Origin of the sequence: Microbacterium sp., from assembly GCF_011620715.1 — a bacterium.
GTDB lineage: Bacteria > Actinomycetota > Actinomycetes > Actinomycetales > Microbacteriaceae > Microbacterium.
In genome coordinates this window covers 14,822-29,243 of sequence record NZ_WOYP01000003.1, presented here as the reverse complement: position 1 = coordinate 29,243, position 14,422 = coordinate 14,822, and the positions used below count along the sequence as shown (strand labels likewise).

General features: G+C 69.3%; 14 protein-coding genes and 1 tRNA gene. 14 read left to right on the top strand and 1 reads right to left on the bottom strand.

What is annotated here, in order from left to right:
* Window positions 1-598 (bottom strand): phosphoenolpyruvate carboxylase (locus QZV84_RS00645; RefSeq protein ID WP_292823793.1); only part of this gene is annotated, 598 nt, incomplete at its 3' end.
* Between the two features lie 152 nt (window positions 599-750).
* Between QZV84_RS00645 and nhaA the strand changes: the two genes are divergently transcribed.
* The 14 genes from nhaA (at window position 751) to QZV84_RS00575 (ending at window position 14,403) form a co-directional block, all read left to right on the top strand.
* Window positions 751-1,947, top strand: a complete 1,197-nt coding sequence (gene nhaA, locus QZV84_RS00640; protein WP_292823789.1) for a Na+/H+ antiporter NhaA — start codon at window positions 751-753, stop codon at window positions 1,945-1,947.
* The gene (locus QZV84_RS00635; RefSeq protein ID WP_292823786.1) at window positions 1,944-2,594 is read left to right on the top strand and encodes a MazG family protein; all 651 of its coding nucleotides are present in this window, start codon (window positions 1,944-1,946) and stop codon (window positions 2,592-2,594) included. Before nhaA ends, QZV84_RS00635 begins: the two co-directional genes overlap by 4 nt.
* Window positions 2,595-2,679: 85 nt before the next feature.
* Window positions 2,680-3,948, top strand: coding sequence for a histidine--tRNA ligase (hisS, locus tag QZV84_RS00630; protein ID WP_292823901.1), 1,269 nt, complete (start codon window positions 2,680-2,682; stop codon window positions 3,946-3,948).
* Between the two features lie 108 nt (window positions 3,949-4,056).
* Window positions 4,057-4,752, top strand: coding sequence for an O-methyltransferase (locus QZV84_RS00625; RefSeq protein ID WP_292823783.1), 696 nt, complete (start codon window positions 4,057-4,059; stop codon window positions 4,750-4,752).
* A 112-nt stretch (window positions 4,753-4,864) separates the two neighbouring features.
* Window positions 4,865-6,145 carry a phosphopyruvate hydratase gene (gene eno / locus QZV84_RS00620; protein WP_292823780.1) on the top strand — a complete coding sequence of 427 codons (1,281 nt, stop codon included), beginning with the start codon at window positions 4,865-4,867 and terminating at the stop codon, window positions 6,143-6,145.
* A gap of 51 nt (window positions 6,146-6,196) precedes the next feature.
* A complete protein-coding gene (locus tag QZV84_RS00615; protein ID WP_292823777.1) occupies window positions 6,197-6,760 on the top strand; it encodes a septum formation initiator family protein in 564 nt (187 codons plus the stop codon).
* A 16-nt stretch (window positions 6,761-6,776) separates the two neighbouring features.
* A complete protein-coding gene (locus QZV84_RS00610; RefSeq protein WP_292823774.1) occupies window positions 6,777-7,295 on the top strand; it encodes a DUF501 domain-containing protein in 519 nt (172 codons plus the stop codon).
* Window positions 7,292-8,560, top strand: coding sequence for a S8 family serine peptidase (locus tag QZV84_RS00605; protein WP_292823771.1), 1,269 nt, complete (start codon window positions 7,292-7,294; stop codon window positions 8,558-8,560). The genes QZV84_RS00610 and QZV84_RS00605 overlap by 4 nt, the downstream gene beginning before the upstream one ends.
* Before the next feature lie 52 nt (window positions 8,561-8,612).
* Window positions 8,613-10,007, top strand: a complete 1,395-nt coding sequence (locus tag QZV84_RS00600; protein ID WP_292823898.1) for an NAD(P)/FAD-dependent oxidoreductase — start codon at window positions 8,613-8,615, stop codon at window positions 10,005-10,007.
* 32 nt (window positions 10,008-10,039) lie between these two features.
* Window positions 10,040-10,113, top strand: a tRNA-Leu gene (locus QZV84_RS00595).
* Between the two features lie 148 nt (window positions 10,114-10,261).
* Window positions 10,262-11,491: an alanine racemase gene (locus QZV84_RS00590; protein WP_292823769.1), complete on the top strand. Its 1,230-nt coding sequence runs from the start codon at window positions 10,262-10,264 to the stop codon at window positions 11,489-11,491.
* The gene (locus QZV84_RS00585) at window positions 11,488-12,801 is read left to right on the top strand and encodes a D-arabinono-1,4-lactone oxidase (RefSeq protein ID WP_292823765.1); all 1,314 of its coding nucleotides are present in this window, start codon (window positions 11,488-11,490) and stop codon (window positions 12,799-12,801) included. Before QZV84_RS00590 ends, QZV84_RS00585 begins: the two co-directional genes overlap by 4 nt.
* Window positions 12,802-12,882: 81 nt before the next feature.
* The gene (locus QZV84_RS00580) at window positions 12,883-13,452 is read left to right on the top strand and encodes a LemA family protein (RefSeq protein WP_292823895.1); all 570 of its coding nucleotides are present in this window, start codon (window positions 12,883-12,885) and stop codon (window positions 13,450-13,452) included.
* A gap of 63 nt (window positions 13,453-13,515) precedes the next feature.
* Entirely contained in the window at window positions 13,516-14,403 is an 888-nt protein-coding gene (locus QZV84_RS00575; RefSeq protein ID WP_292823762.1) for a M48 family metallopeptidase, read from the top strand.
* Window positions 14,404-14,422: the final 19 nt, after the last annotated feature.

The window sequence follows — 14,422 nt, the reverse complement described above, 5'->3', positions numbered from 1 at the left end:
GTTGTTCGACACGCGGTTGTTCGACACCGTTGCGCAGCAATGCGTCGTGCTCCTCCAGCAACGCTGCCAGACGCCGGATGCTGGTCGAGATCGCCCGGCGACGCGCCTCGGTGGGGTGCGCCGTGAAGACGGGGTGGAAGCGGAGAGCCTGCAGGCGGGACAGGGCGGTGTCGTCGCCGACTTCGGCGGCCAGCCGCACGAACGCGGCGGCGACCGAATCGGTGGCGTCCTCGCGGTCTGGTCGGCCGTCGCGCTCGCGGAGGATGCGAACGCGCTGGTGCTCCTCGGCGAGGTTCACGAGGTGGAAGTAGACCGTGAAGGCGCGGGCGACCTCATCGGCGCGCCCGATCGTGAGCGAGTCGGCGATCTCGGCGGCGCTCGCGAACGCTGCGGGGGTGTCGTCGGTGTAGGCGTGGATGGTCGCCACCCGCAGGCGTTCGACGTCTTCGTAGAGCCCCGGTGAGCCACTCTCGCGCAGGACCCGCCCGAGGAGTGCGCCGAGCATGCGCACATCCGCCCGCATCCGCTCGGGGATCTTCTGGCCGGCTTCGAATCGCCCGACGAGATCGATCGCTTCAGTCTGGCTGAACTCTCGCATGCGCTCCACGGTAGTGCCGCCATGTTTCCTGCTCGTCACAGCGCTCGGGCGCCAGGGCGCCGTGCCCGGTAGACTCGGATCCTGGAGTGCCGGGAAGTCTGGTCGGCGGCCGTGGGCGCGCGCCCACCGACCACCTCGATGAAAGGACCTGTGTGTCCCTGCTTCGCTCTGCCCGCTTCCCCGCCATCGTGCTCCTCGTCGCCGCGATCGCAGCGCTGCTGATCGCCAATTCGCCCCTCGGCGCGAGCGTGGTCGCTCTCAAGGACGTGTACATCGGCATTCCCGGCGTCTTCGAGATGTCTGTCGGGCACTGGATCCAGGACGGCCTGCTCGCCGTCTTCTTCTTCATAGTGGCCGTCGAACTGCAGTTCGAGATGACCAACGGCGAGCTCAATTCGGCGCGCAAGGCACTGCAGCCTGCGATCGCCGCGGCGGGTGGCGTGATCGTGCCGATCGCAATCTTCCTCGTGTTCGCCGCGGGCTCGGACTCTGCGCGGGGCTGGCCGATCCCGACCGCGACCGACATCGCCTTCGCGCTCGGCGTGCTCGCCGTCTTCGGCAAGGGCCTGCCGTCCGGCATCCGCATCTTCCTTCTCGCGCTCGCGATCCTCGATGACATCGTCGGCATCGTGTTCATTGCGGTGCTGTTCACCGACGGCGTCAACCTCGCCATGCTGGCCCTCGCCGTGATCGCCGTGATCGTCTTCGGGGTGCTCAGCAGGCAGCTGGACACCCGGGCCCGGATCCCGATCGTGATCGCCCTGGTGATCGTCGGCATCGCGACGTGGGTGCTCGTCTACGAATCGGGCGTGCACGCGACGATCGCCGGAGTGGCTCTCGGGCTGGCGATGGCCCAGCAGCCGGCGCTGCGCACGCGCCACGTGCTCGAACCGTGGGTCAACGGCGTGGTGTTGCCGCTTTTCGCGTTCTCGGCGGCGCTCGTGATCATCCCTGCCGTTTCGCCGTCGCAGCTCGCTCCCGCGTTCTGGGGCGTGCTGATCGCGCTGCCGGTCGGCAAGATCATCGGCATCACGCTTTTCGGCTGGATCTCGCTGCGCATCGGCAACCGAGGCGCGGCGCCGCACCTGTCGTTCCTCGACCTGCTCGCGGCGGGCGCGTTGGGCGGAATCGGATTCACCGTGTCACTGCTGCTGTCCGAGCTCGCCTTCGCGGCCGACCCGCTGCTGCGCGACGAGGCCACTCTGGGCGTACTCGGTGGCTCGCTCGTCTCCCTGATCGTGGCCGGCGTGCTCGTGTCTCAGCGTGCGCACCACTATCGCCGCCTCGCCCGCACCCCGGACGTCGGCGAGGTGGCCCCGTCCACACCGGCCGGCGGGCAGCTCTCATGAGCTCAGCCGAGGCGCCGCGACCGGATGCTCTTCGTGCCGCGGCCGAGACGATGCACGAGGTGCGCGAGCGCTGCGTGTGGACGCAGCAGATCGACCATCGCGCGCTCGTTCCCTACCTCGTGGAGGAGAGTGCGGAGCTGATCGACGCCGTCGAGACCGGATCCCGTGCCGAGCTGCGCGAAGAGCTCGGCGATCTTCTCTGGCAGGTGCTCTTCCACGCCGAGATCGCCTCGCGCGACCCCGACGAGCCCTTCGACATCGACGATGTCGCCCGGGGCCTGACCGAGAAGATGGTGCGTCGGCATCCGCACGTCTTCGCCGGTGAGATCGCCGAGACGCCCGAGCAGGTGCTCGTGCTCTGGAACGCCGCGAAGGCGGCCGAGAAGCACGAGCGCACGAGCGTGCTCGACGGCGTGTCCGACCGGATGCCGTCGCTCTCCCTCGCACAGAAGCTCGTCGGCAAGGCCCGTGAGGTGGGTGTGGACGCACCGGAACGAGGCGCCGCCCCGGCGACGGAGGCGGACCTCGGGGACGCGCTGCTCGCGCTGGTCGCGACCGCGCGTGCGAACGGGTGGGATGCCGAGCGTGCGCTCCGCGAGCGGCTTCGCGCTCTCGAGGTCGAGGTCCGAGACGCCGAACGGGCCTGAGGGGCCCGAGGAAGGCAGCGTGAGCCGGTCGGCGGAGCCGACCTGGAAGAATGAGCCCGTGGCATCCGTCAATCCCCCGCGCGGCATGCGCGACTTCCTCCCCGCTGAGAAGGCCCGTCGCGAGCGCGTGCTCGCCGTCATCCGCCGGCGCTATCGCGCGCACGGGTTCGACGAGATCGAGACGCCCGTCATGGAGGATCACGCGCGGCTGCACGCGGGCGTCGGCGGCGACAACGAGAAGCTCGCGTACAACGTGCTCAGACGCGGCCTCGACGCCGAGGCGATCCGTGCCGCGGCCGACGACCCTGACGAACTCGCCGACCTCGGGCTGCGCTACGACCTGACGGTGCCGCTCGCCCGCTTTTACGCCAGCCACCGCGCCGAGCTGCCCGCCGTGTTCCGTGCGGTGCAGATCGCGCCGGTGTGGCGCGCCGAGCGGCCGCAGAAGGGCCGTTACCGGCAGTTCATGCAGTGCGACATCGACATCCTCGGGGATGCCTCCTCCCGTGCCGAGGCCGAGCTCATCGTCGCGACGCTCGACGCGGTCGATGCGCTCGGGCTCGACGGCGCGACTGTGCGGATCAACGACCGTCGTGCCCTGGAGTGGATGCTGGAGAGCTTCGGGTTCACTGCTGCGGAGCGCCCCGGCGTGCTGATCACCATCGACAAGCTCGACAAGGTCGGTCCCCTCGGGGTCATCGCCGAGCTGCACGAGCGCGAGGCGACACCCGCGGCTGTGGACCGCTTCGAGGCGTTCCTGCGCCGCCCGCAGACCCTGGAGCACAGCCCGTACGGAGAGCGCCAGATCCGCACGGCGCTGCCCGAGGGCGCACCCGAGGAGGTGGTCGCGCATCTGGTCGGCATCGGCGACGCGGTTGCCGCGACCCTCGTCTCCGATGACGCCGTGGGCGGCATCCCGCTGGTGTTCGATCCGTTCCTGGTGCGCGGGATGGGCTATTACACAGGCACGATCTTCGAGCTCGCCCACCCGGGCGTGGCTTACTCGCTGGGCGGCGGCGGCCGCTACGACGGCATGATCGGGCGATTCCTCGGGCAGGACGTGCCGGCGGTCGGCTTCTCCCTCGGCTTCGAGCGACTCGTCGATCTGGTCGCCGAGTCCGCCGAGGGTGAGGATCGGTCCGTCGTGCTCGTTCACGAGCACGACATGCCGCTCGGTGAACTGCTCGCTCTGAAGGTCGCCCTCGCCCGCGAGGGGGCGCGGGTGCGGCTCGAACAGCGCCCGAAGAATCTCAAGGCGCTGCTCGAACGAGCATCGTCCGACGGCTACACGTCCTTCGCGACGGTCTCACGCGGCGCGACGGTCGCCTCGCTGGATTTCAAGCCTCTGGCGTGATCGACGGGGTACGCGGCGCTTCTCGCGCACGTCGGGAGCGAATCGCCTGTGCCGATCACACAAGCGCGGACGGTTGACGCGCGGTCACCGGCGGGGTTGGCTGGAAGCATGACCGATCCCAGTCCCGAAGCATGGCGCCGCGTCGATGCGTACCTGACCGAGACGCTGGTCGGGCACGATCCCGATCTCGAGGCCGCGGTCGCTGAGCAGCAATCCGCCGGGCTGCCCGCGATCGAGGTGGCGCCGGTGTCCGGAAAGCTGCTGCATCTGCTTGCACGCATCTCCGGCTCCCGACGCGTGCTCGAGATCGGCACGCTCGGCGCGTACTCGACGATCTGGATGGCGCGCGGCATCCCCGTCGACGGAGTCGTCGTCACGATCGAGGCCGAGCCCGACATCGCCGCGATCGCGCGCGCGAACGTCGACCGGGCCGGCGTCGGGGCGAAGGTCGACATCCGAATCGGGCGCGGCGAGCACGTGCTGCCGACGCTGCAGGAAGAACCCCCGTTCGACCTCGTCTTCATCGACGCCGACAAGGAATCCAACACGATCTACCTCGACTGGGCGGCCCGACTCGGACACCCCGGCACGGTCGTCGTGGTCGACAACATCGGGCGCGGGGGAGAGGTCGCAGATCCCGCGACCACGGCGTCGAATGTGATCGGCACGCAGCGTGGGCTCGAGATGCTCGGACGCGACCCGCGCTTCGACGCCACCGCGCTGCAGACGCTGGACTCGAAGGGATGGGACGGCGTGGCGATCGCCGTGCTGACGGATGCCGCAGCGCTGCCCGTGACAGAGTGAGCAGCGCTACCCGGCGCCCGGCCGGCTCCGTTCCGCAGCATCCGCCTGGATAGACTGGCGAACGGACCGAAGACGCTCCCGATCCGCCCCTCCACCACACAAGGAGTCCCCTGTGGCACTCATCGAGGCAGCCAGCGCGCGCGAGATCTTGGATTCGCGCGGAAATCCGACCGTCGAAGTGGAGGTCCTGCTCGATGACGGCATCGTCCAGCGCGCGGCCGTCCCCTCCGGCGCGTCCACCGGCGCCTTCGAGGCGTACGAGCTGCGCGACGGCGACAAGACCCGCTACAGCGGCAAGGGCGTGCTCAAGGCCGTCGCGGCGGTGATCGACGAGCTCGGCCCCGCGATCGAGGGCGTGGATGCCGCCGAGCAGCGCATCATCGACGAGATCCTCATCGAGGTCGACGGCACCGACAACAAGGGGCGCGTCGGCGCGAACGCCATCCTCGGCGTGAGCCTGGCCGTTGCGAAGGCGGCGGCCGACAGCGCCGACCTGCCTCTGTTCCGCTACCTCGGCGGACCGAACGCGCACATCCTGCCGGTTCCGCTGTTCAACGTCATCAACGGCGGCTCGCACGCCGACAACGGCATCGACATGCAGGAGTTCTTCCTCGCGCCCATCGGCGCGTCCTCCTTCGCCGAGGCGCTGAGATGGGGCACCGAGACCTACCACGTGCTGAAGGGCGAGCTCCTCAAGGCCGGCTACGCCACCGGGCTCGGCGACGAGGGCGGCTTCGCTCCCGACCTGCCCAGCAACCGGGAGGGGCTGGACTTCCTCGTCACCGCGATCGAGAAGGCCGGCTTCACGCCCGGCACCGAGATCGCCCTGGGCATGGACGTCGCGGCGACCGAGTTCTTCACCGACGGCGCATACCAGTTCGAAGGCAAGGCGTGGACGGCCGAGAAGCTCACTGACTACTACATCGACCTCGCCGACAACTACCCGATCATCACGATCGAGGACGCGCTCGCCGAGGACGACTGGGACGCGTGGAAGCACCTCACCGAGAAGCTCGGATCGAAGGTCCAGCTCGTGGGCGACGACCTGTTCGTGACGAACCCCACCCGCCTGGCGGACGGCATCAAGCGAGGTGTCGCCAACTCGCTCCTGGTGAAGGTGAACCAGATCGGCACGCTGTCGGAGACGCTGGATGCCGTCGAGATGGCGCACCGCGCCGGATACACGACGATGTTCTCGCACCGCTCCGGTGAGACCGAGGACACCACGATCGCCGACCTCGTGGTCGCTGTGAACTCGGGTCAGATCAAGAGCGGCGCGCCCGCCCGCAGCGAGCGGGTCGCGAAATACAATCAGCTTCTGCGCATCGAGGAAGAGCTGGGCGATGCGGCGGAATTCGCCGGGCGCTCGGCGTTCCCGAGGTACACCGCGTAGGACAGTCGTTCAGGCCGCGCTGCGTAGCAGCCTGCGAACGGAAGGGGAGCCGTGGTCGAGACGTCGGCTCCCCCCTCCTCCGCCACGGCTCCCTCGGCAACGGTGCCGGCGGCGCGCCCACGCCGGCGGCCGGTGCGGCGGCCCGTCGACGTGCGGGGCTGGCTGGGCGGCATCCGTCTTTCGGGATTCATGGTGATCATGCTCGGCCTCGTGGTGCTCGCCGCCTTCGTGCTGGTGCCGACGATCGGCACCTACGTCGATCAGCGCCAGCAGATCGCCGCACTGCAGGCGTCCGTCGAGGTGAGTCGGCAAGACGTCGCCCGTCTCGAGGCTCAGCGCGACCGCTGGACCGATCCCGCGTACATCACGACCCAGGCGCGCGAGCGGCTGTACTACGTCAAGCCCGGAGAGGTCGTCTACCTGGTCGATGACGATCTGCCGCCCGCGCTGGCCCCGCAGGAGCAGGTGCCGGTCAGCGACGAGGTCGAGCAGACCCGCACCGACTGGATGTCGCAGTTCGTGCGCTCGCTCACGGAAGCCGGCATCGCCCAAACCGTCAAGGCGCCCACGATCGGTGTCCCCGATCCCGCTCCCAGCCAAACGCCGACGCAGTGAAGGTACCCTGGGCGGCGTGACCACACCGCCCTTCCGGCCTGTCAGCGAGACCGATCTGAGCGTCCTGCGCGCGCAGCTCGGTCGCCCGGCACGCGGCGTCGTGGGCATCGCGGCACGATGCGTCTGCGGAAATCCGACGGTGGCGGCAACGGCTCCGCGGCTCGAGGACGGCACCCCATTCCCGACGCTGTATTACCTGACCCACCCGGCCGCGACGGCCGCGATGTCGGGACTGGAAGCCGCCCAGGTGATGCGCACACTGAGCGACGAGCTGAGCGACGACCCCGGGGTGACCGAGGCCTACCGCCGCGCCCACGAGGCCTACCTCCGCGACCGCGCCCAGTTCGGCGAGGTCGACCAGATCGCCGGCATCTCGGCGGGTGGCATGCCGACGCGGGTGAAATGCCTGCATGCTCTCGCCGCCCACGCGCTCGCTGCGGGTCCGGGTGTGAATCCGATCGGCGACCGGGCCCTCGCCCTGTCGACGTGGTCGCCCGAGCGCTGCGTGTGCGCGGAGCCGGGAGCGAGTGGATGATCCGCCGGCTCGTCTCGGCCGCTGCCGCGCTCATGGCGGTCGCGTTCCTGTGCGGCGCCACCGTCGCGCCGGTGGCGCCGAATCCCGACCCGGTGCGCGCGGCCGAGTACTGGCTCGACGAATACGGCATTCGGGATGCATGGGCCACGACCCGCGGTGCGGGTGTGCGGATCGCGATCATCGATACCGGCATCGCGCGCGGGCCGGTCGAGTTCGACGGCGCCGTCGTCGGCGGCACGGACGTCTCGGGAATCGGATCGTCCGACGGCCGCACTCCGGTGGGAGCCGTCGACGCGAACCACGGCAGCTGGGTCGCCTCCCTGGCCGCAGCGAGAGGGACCGGTGCGAACACCGGCATGATCGGCGTCGCTCCCGAGGCGCAGCTGCTGGCTGTCTCGGTCGGCTTCGGCTCGTCCGTGAAGGTTCCGTTCGTCGATCAGATCGCAGAGGCGATCCGATGGTCGGTCGACAACGGCGCCGACGTCATCAACCTGTCGCTGACCACGAACACCCCCGACTGGGACGAGAGCTGGGACTCGGCGTTCCTGTATGCCTTCGATCACGACGTCGTGGTCGTCGTGGCCGCCGGCAACCGCGGCAGCGGCACATCCCGCGTGGGCGCGCCGGCGACGATCCCCGGAGTGCTGACCGTCGCCGGGGTCGATCCGCAGGGCAAGGCGAGCCTCGAGGCGTCGACGCAGGGGATCACGATCGGTGTCTCCGCCCCCAGCGAGAACCTCGTCGGCGTCTCCGCCGATGGGCGGCTGGTGCGCTGGAACGGCACGAGCGGTGCCGCTCCGATCGTGGCGGGCATCGCCGCCCTCGTGCGCTCCGCACACCCGGACCTCGACGCGGCCAACGTCATCAACCGGATCATCCGTACCGCGGATCCCGCCGCCGCGGCCAAGGCGGTGCCCGATCCGCTGTACGGCTACGGCCTGGTGGATGCCGCGGCCGCCGTCTCCGCGACGGTGCCGTCAGTGAGCGAGAACCCGATGGGAAGCCTCAAGGACTGGATCCGGCTGTACCGACGCGCCGATTCCGCTCCCGCACCCGTTCGGAGTGCAGGCCCCGTGGAGGTCGCACCGCTTCCCCCCGCCGATGTGGCGACCCGTGCGGAGTCGCCGCTGCTCCCGTCAGCGGACACGCTGCTCTACGGCACCCTTCCCCTGATGGGAGGGTCGGCGGCGGCTATACTGATGGCTCTCGGCGTCACCGCAGCTGTCCGACGTATCCGATTGGCGTCCCGGACGCCGAGCCGCTGACACCCCAGGAGTGTTCCACACTGTGAGCAAAAATGCGCCTGTGAAGAACCGTGTGCCGAAGATCCTGATCGTAGGCGGCGGTTACGCGGGGTTCTACACCGCCTGGAAGCTCGAGAAGCACCTGCGCAGGGGCGAGGCTGAGGTCACGGTCGTCGACCCGCTTCCCTACATGACATACCAGCCGTTCCTGCCCGAGGTCGCGTCCGGTTCGATCGAGGCGCGTCACTCGGTCGTCGCGCTGCGACGTCACCTGAAGAAGACGAAGATCGTCGCCGCCAAGGTCACCGGCATCAGCCACGCGAACAAGGTCGCGACGATCAGCCCGATCGCCGGCGAGCCCTACGAGTTCGGGTACGACCAGATCGTCGTCACGGCGGGCGCCGTCTCGCGCACGTTCCCGATCCCCGGCATCGCCGACAACGCGATCGGGCTCAAGACGATCGAGGAGGCCGTTGCGATCCGCGACCGCCTGATGTCGAACTTCGACAAGGCGTCGGTGCTGCCTCCCGGACCCGCTCGCGACCGTCTGCTCACCGTCGTCGTGATCGGCGGAGGCTTCGCCGGCATCGAGGTGTTCGCCGAGTTGCGCAACTTCGCGTCGGCACTGGTCGGCCACTATCCCGAGGTCACCTTCGGAGACACGCACTTCCACCTCGTCGAGGCGATGAGCCGGATCATGCCCGAGGTGTCGCTCAAGACGAGCGAGTGGGTGCTCAAGGACCTGGCAAAGCGCGGCGCGTCCGTGCACCTGGACACCCAGGTCACCGGTGCCGTCGACGGCAACGTCGAGCTGTCCACCGGCGAGATCATCCCGAGCGACCTGATCATCTGGGCGGCCGGCGTCATGGCGAACCCCACCGTCGTGCGCGGCGGCGACCTGCCGGTCGAAGAGCGCGGTCGCATCCGCACCCGCGCCGACCTGCGGGTGGGCACCGAAGACGAGATCGTCGAGGGCGCCTGGGCGGCCGGCGATGTCTCGGCGGTGCCCGACCTGACCGGCGCCGGTGTCGGCGGCTACTGCGTCCCGAACGCCCAGCACGCGGTTCGCCAGGCGAAGCTGCTCGCGAAGAACCTCATAGCGGTGCTGCGCGGCGAGCTGCCGCGGGAGTACTTCCACAAGAACCTCGGTGCGGTCGCGGGTCTGGGCCTGTACAACGGCGTGTTCCAGTCTGGCAAGATCGCGCTCAAGGGCTTCGTCGCCTGGGTCGCGCACCGGGGCTACCACGGGCTGGCGATGCCCTCCTGGGAGCGCAAGTTCCGCGTCGCCTGGGGCTGGTGGAACAACCTGTGGCTCGGCCGTGACCTGGTGAATCTGCAGGCCGTGCAGGATCCGCGCTACGTGTTCGAAGAATTCGCCGCGCGTCCGCGGCCGCCGCAGCCCGTCGAGGCTGCTCCGGCGAAGGCCGTGGCCGACGCGCCCACGCAGAAGGTCGCCGCGACCAGCTGACCGGTACCGTGGGCGCGTTCGCTCGCCCGTGCGCCCCCGTAGCCCAACCGGCAGAGGCAGGCGACTTAAAATCGCTCAAGTCTGGGTTCGAATCCCAGCGGGGGCACGGCCGACCGCACGGTCGGGAGTCATTCGAGAAGGCTTCTCGGGCAGGTAGGGCATCGCTGGGGTCGCCGGGGCGGGGGCAGTCGTAGGCTGGACGCCATGTGCGCTCACCTGCCGATGTGCGCTCACCCGCCGAAGAGCGTGACCCGATGACGATCGACCTGCTTGCGGGTGCGGAATCCCAGACCCCCTGGGCGGAGCCCGCCGGGTATTGGACGGCGATGACGGATGCCGTCAGCGGCGTGTCCGGCCCGGTTGCGGCGCTGAACCTCGCCGCGCTGCGCTACAACGCGCTGGATCTGGTCGTCCGCTCCGGCGGTGTGCCGATCCGTGTCGCGAGCAAGTCCGTCCGTGTGCGCAAGGTGCTCGAGGCCACGCTTGCGGTTCCGGGGTACCACGGCATCCTCGCGTTCACGCTCCCCGAAGCGCTCTGGCTAGCCGAGATGCACAACGACGTGGTCCTGGGGTATCCGAGCGTCGACCGGGCCGCCTTGGCCGCGCTGGGCGGCGACGAGCAGGCCGCATCCCGCGTGACGCTGATGGTCGATGACATCGCTCAGCTCGACCTGATCGACGCGGTCGCCCCGCCCGCCGGGCGCGAGGAACTGCGGGTCGCGATCGATGCGGACGCCTCCTGGCGCGCGCCGGGCCTCGGCCACATCGGGGTGCGCCGCTCGCCCGTCCGTCAGCCGGGCGAAGTCGCGAACCTCGCCCGGGCAATCACCGCTCGGGCCGGATTCCGCCTCGTCGGCCTCATGATGTACGAAGCCCAGATCGCCGGGCAAGGCGATGCGACCGGATCGGGCGACGGCGCGATCCGCTGGATGCAGCGCCGCTCCGGCCAGGAGCTCCTCGGCCGACGTGCCGCGATCGTCGGCGCACTGCGCGATATCGCCCCGCTCGAGTTCGTCAACGGCGGGGGAACGGGGTCGCTCGAGCTGACGGCATCCGATCTCGCCGTGACCGAGCTCACTGCCGGCAGCGGGCTGCTGGCCGGCCACCTCTTCGACGGGTATCGCGCCTTCGACCCGGCGCCGGCCGCCGCGTTCGCGCTCGAGGTCGTGCGCAAGCCGCTGCCGGATATCGTGACGGTGCTCGGCGGGGGGTGGATCGCCTCGGGCCCACCGGTCGCATCCCGGCAGCCGCTGCCGGTCTGGCCCGCGGGCTTGAAGACACTCCGGCGCGAGGGCGCCGGAGAAGTGCAGACGCCCTTGCAGGGCGAGTCCGCCCGAGCGCTTCGGGTCGGCGACCGGGTTTGGTTCCGCCACTCCAAGAGCGGTGAGCTCGCCGAGCGGGTCGACCGGTATCACCTCGTCGACGGCGACCGGGTGGTCGGCGATGCACCGACGTATCGAGGCGAAGGAAAGGCGTTCCTGTGACCCGTCCCGGAGCGGAATGGCAGAACTGGGGTCGGACTGCGCGGGTGCGGCCGCAGCGCGTCGAGTTCCCGAGCACGCGCGCTGCGGTCCAGCGGGCGGTGAAAGCCGCCGCCGCACGGGGCATGCAGGTCAAGGCGGTCGGCGCGGGCCACAGTTTCACCGGCATCGCCGTCGCCCCCGGCGTGCTGCTGGACCTGACCGATCTCGCCGGGCTCGTCGAGGCCGATCGCGAGCGCGTTCGGGTCACCCTCCTCGCCGGCACTCGGCTGAACAAGATCCCGCAGCTGCTCGCGCCTTACGGGCTCGCGATGCCGAACCTGGGCGACATCGACCGGCAGTCCATCTCGGGTGCCATCTCGACGGGAACGCACGGCACCGGCGCGCGCTTCGGCGGCATCGCCACGCAGGTGACCGGCGCGACCCTGGTGACCGCCGACGGCGAGCTGCTCGTCGTGGACGAGGGGCACAACAGCGACCTGCTGCCGGCGGTCGCCCTCGGTCTCGGGGCGCTCGGCATCCTGGTCGATGTCACTCTCCAATGCGTCCCGGCGTTCCTGCTGCACGCAGTGGAGCTGCCCGAAGATCTGGGTGCTGTCCTGGACGGGCTGGATGCCCGCGTAGCCGCATCCGATCATTTCGAGCTCTACTGGTTCCCGCACACCGACCGGGCCATGACCAAGACCAACGTGCGCCTGCCCGAGAGCGCCGTGCGTCATCCGCTCCCGCGAGTGGGCAAGTGGATCGACGACGTCGTGGTGGGAAACGGGCTGCACCAGATCGCCTGCAGCCTCGCGCGCATGCTGCCCCCCACGGTCCCCGCGATCAGTCGCGCGTCGGTGCGAGTGTGGGGCGACCGCGAGTTCACCGACGTCTCGCACCGCGTCTTCACGACCGAGCGATCGGTGCGCTTCCGCGAGATGGAGTATGCGCTGCCCGTCGAGAACGTGCGTCCCGCGTTCGACGCCCTGCGTGCTCTGATCGACGAGAAGGGGTGGCGCATCTCGTTCCCCATCGAGGTGCGGTTCGCGGCCGCCGACCAGCTGTGGCTCTCGACCGCATACGGCCGCGCGTCCGGTTACATCGCCGTGCACCGGTACTGGCGCGAAGACCCCACCGAGTACTTCGAGGCGGTCGAGCAGATCATGCTCGGGTACGGCGGCCGGCCGCACTGGGGAAAGATGCACACCCTGGATGCCGCTCTCCTGCGAGACCGCTATCCCCGGTTCGACGACTTCGTCGCGCTGCGCGACCGTCTCGACCCCGATCGCATGTTCCAGAACCGCTATCTCGAGCGCGTCCTCGGTGAGTAAGGACTGAGAGTCGTGAGACGGCTCTCATCTGCGGCCGCACCGATGGCTAGGATGAGGGAAACCTCGAACGGAGTCACAGGCATGTGGGAATGGCTGATCCCGGTACTGATCGTCGTGGCGCTCGTCGTCGTAGCCGGCATCTACCTGTGGGCGACGTACAACTCGCTCGTCACGCTCAACGTGCGCGTCGACGAGGCGTGGAGCGACATCACGGTGCAGCTGAAGCGTCGCGCTGATCTGCTGCCCAACCTCATCGAGGCGGTGAAGGGCTACGCGGCGCATGAGAAAGCGGTCTTCGAGAACGTCACGCGGGCCAGAGCCGAGACATTGACAGCCGGCGGGCCCGCTGAGGCGGGGGTCGCCGAAGGTCACATGCAGCAGGCGCTCAAATCGCTCTTCGCCGTCGCAGAGGCCTATCCGCAGCTGCAGGCGAGTCAGAACTTCCTCCAGCTCCAGCAGTCGATCGTCGACACCGAAGACAAGATCCAGGCTTCCCGTCGTTTCTACAACGGCGGGGTGCGCGAGCTGAACACGAAGATCAAGGTGTTCCCGAACAACATGTTCGCCCGCAACCTCGGCTTCACCGAGCGGGAGTTCTTCGAGGTCGTCGACGGCGCGGCCATCTCAGAGCCCCCGCGCGTGCAATTTTGAGGTTGCTGCGGCTCAATATCGAGTAGGAGCGCCGGCGCCGTATCGAGATCCCGGGAGCACGTGATGTACAGCGCCATCGCGCGCAACAAGCGCAACACCTGGGTCATCCTGGGTGCGTTCATCCTCCTGTTGGCCGCGATCGGCCTGCTGGCCGGGTGGCTCGCCGGCAACAACTGGTGGATCACGGCGTTCATCATCGTCTTCGCCGCCGGATACGCCACGTTCCAGTACTTCTTCGCCGACCGCGAGGCGCTCGCGATGTCGGGCGCCACCCAGGTCACCCAGGCTGACGCGCCGCGCTTCTACAGGATCGTGGAGAACCTGTGCATCACCACCGGCACTCCGATGCCGAAGCTGTACGTCGTCGACGACCCGGCCCCCAACGCGTTCGCCATGGGACGCAACCCCGAGGAGGCCTCGATCACCGTGACGACGGGGCTGTTCGAGCTGATGACCGATCGCGAACTCGAGGGCGTGCTCGGTCACGAACTCGGTCACATCCGCAACTACGACATCCGCGTCTCGCTCATCGTCTTCGGCCTCGTCGTGGCCGTCGGCATCCTGGCTGACATCTTCATGCGGTTTGCGTTCTTCGGGGGCGGACGCCGCGGCGGAGGCGGCCGGTCGCAGCTGCTGTTCCTGATCTTCGGCGTCATCGCCGCTCTGGTCGCACCCCTGCTGGCGGGCGCGGTGCAGGCCGCCATCTCCCGGCAGCGCGAGTACCTCGCCGATGCGACCAGCGCGATGACCACCCGCGACCCGGACGGTCTCGCCTCAGCCCTGGCCAAGCTCGGTGAGTACGGACGGCCGCTGAAGAAGGCGAACACCTCGATGGCGCACCTCTGGATCACCGACCCGCTCCACCCCAACGCGCTGGCCCGCATGTTCGCGACGCACCCCCCGATCCCCGAGCGCATCGAGCGGCTGAAGACCATGGGAGCCGGGTTCTGATGCACGTGACGCTCGTCGG

Excerpts from the sequence above, each read along its gene's own strand:
- QZV84_RS00635 (WP_292823786.1), top strand. The coding sequence starts at position 1,944 with ATGAGCTCAGCCGAGGCGCCGCGACCGGATGCTCTTCGTGCCGCGGCC.
- hisS (WP_292823901.1), top strand. The coding sequence starts at position 2,680 with ATGCGCGACTTCCTCCCCGCTGAGAAGGCCCGTCGCGAGCGCGTGCTC.
- QZV84_RS00625 (WP_292823783.1), top strand. The coding sequence starts at position 4,057 with ATGACCGATCCCAGTCCCGAAGCATGGCGCCGCGTCGATGCGTACCTG.
- QZV84_RS00605 (WP_292823771.1), top strand. The coding sequence starts at position 7,292 with ATGATCCGCCGGCTCGTCTCGGCCGCTGCCGCGCTCATGGCGGTCGCG.
- QZV84_RS00590 (WP_292823769.1), top strand. The coding sequence starts at position 10,262 with ATGACGATCGACCTGCTTGCGGGTGCGGAATCCCAGACCCCCTGGGCG.
- QZV84_RS00580 (WP_292823895.1), top strand. The coding sequence starts at position 12,883 with ATGTGGGAATGGCTGATCCCGGTACTGATCGTCGTGGCGCTCGTCGTC.
- QZV84_RS00575 (WP_292823762.1), top strand. The coding sequence starts at position 13,516 with ATGTACAGCGCCATCGCGCGCAACAAGCGCAACACCTGGGTCATCCTG.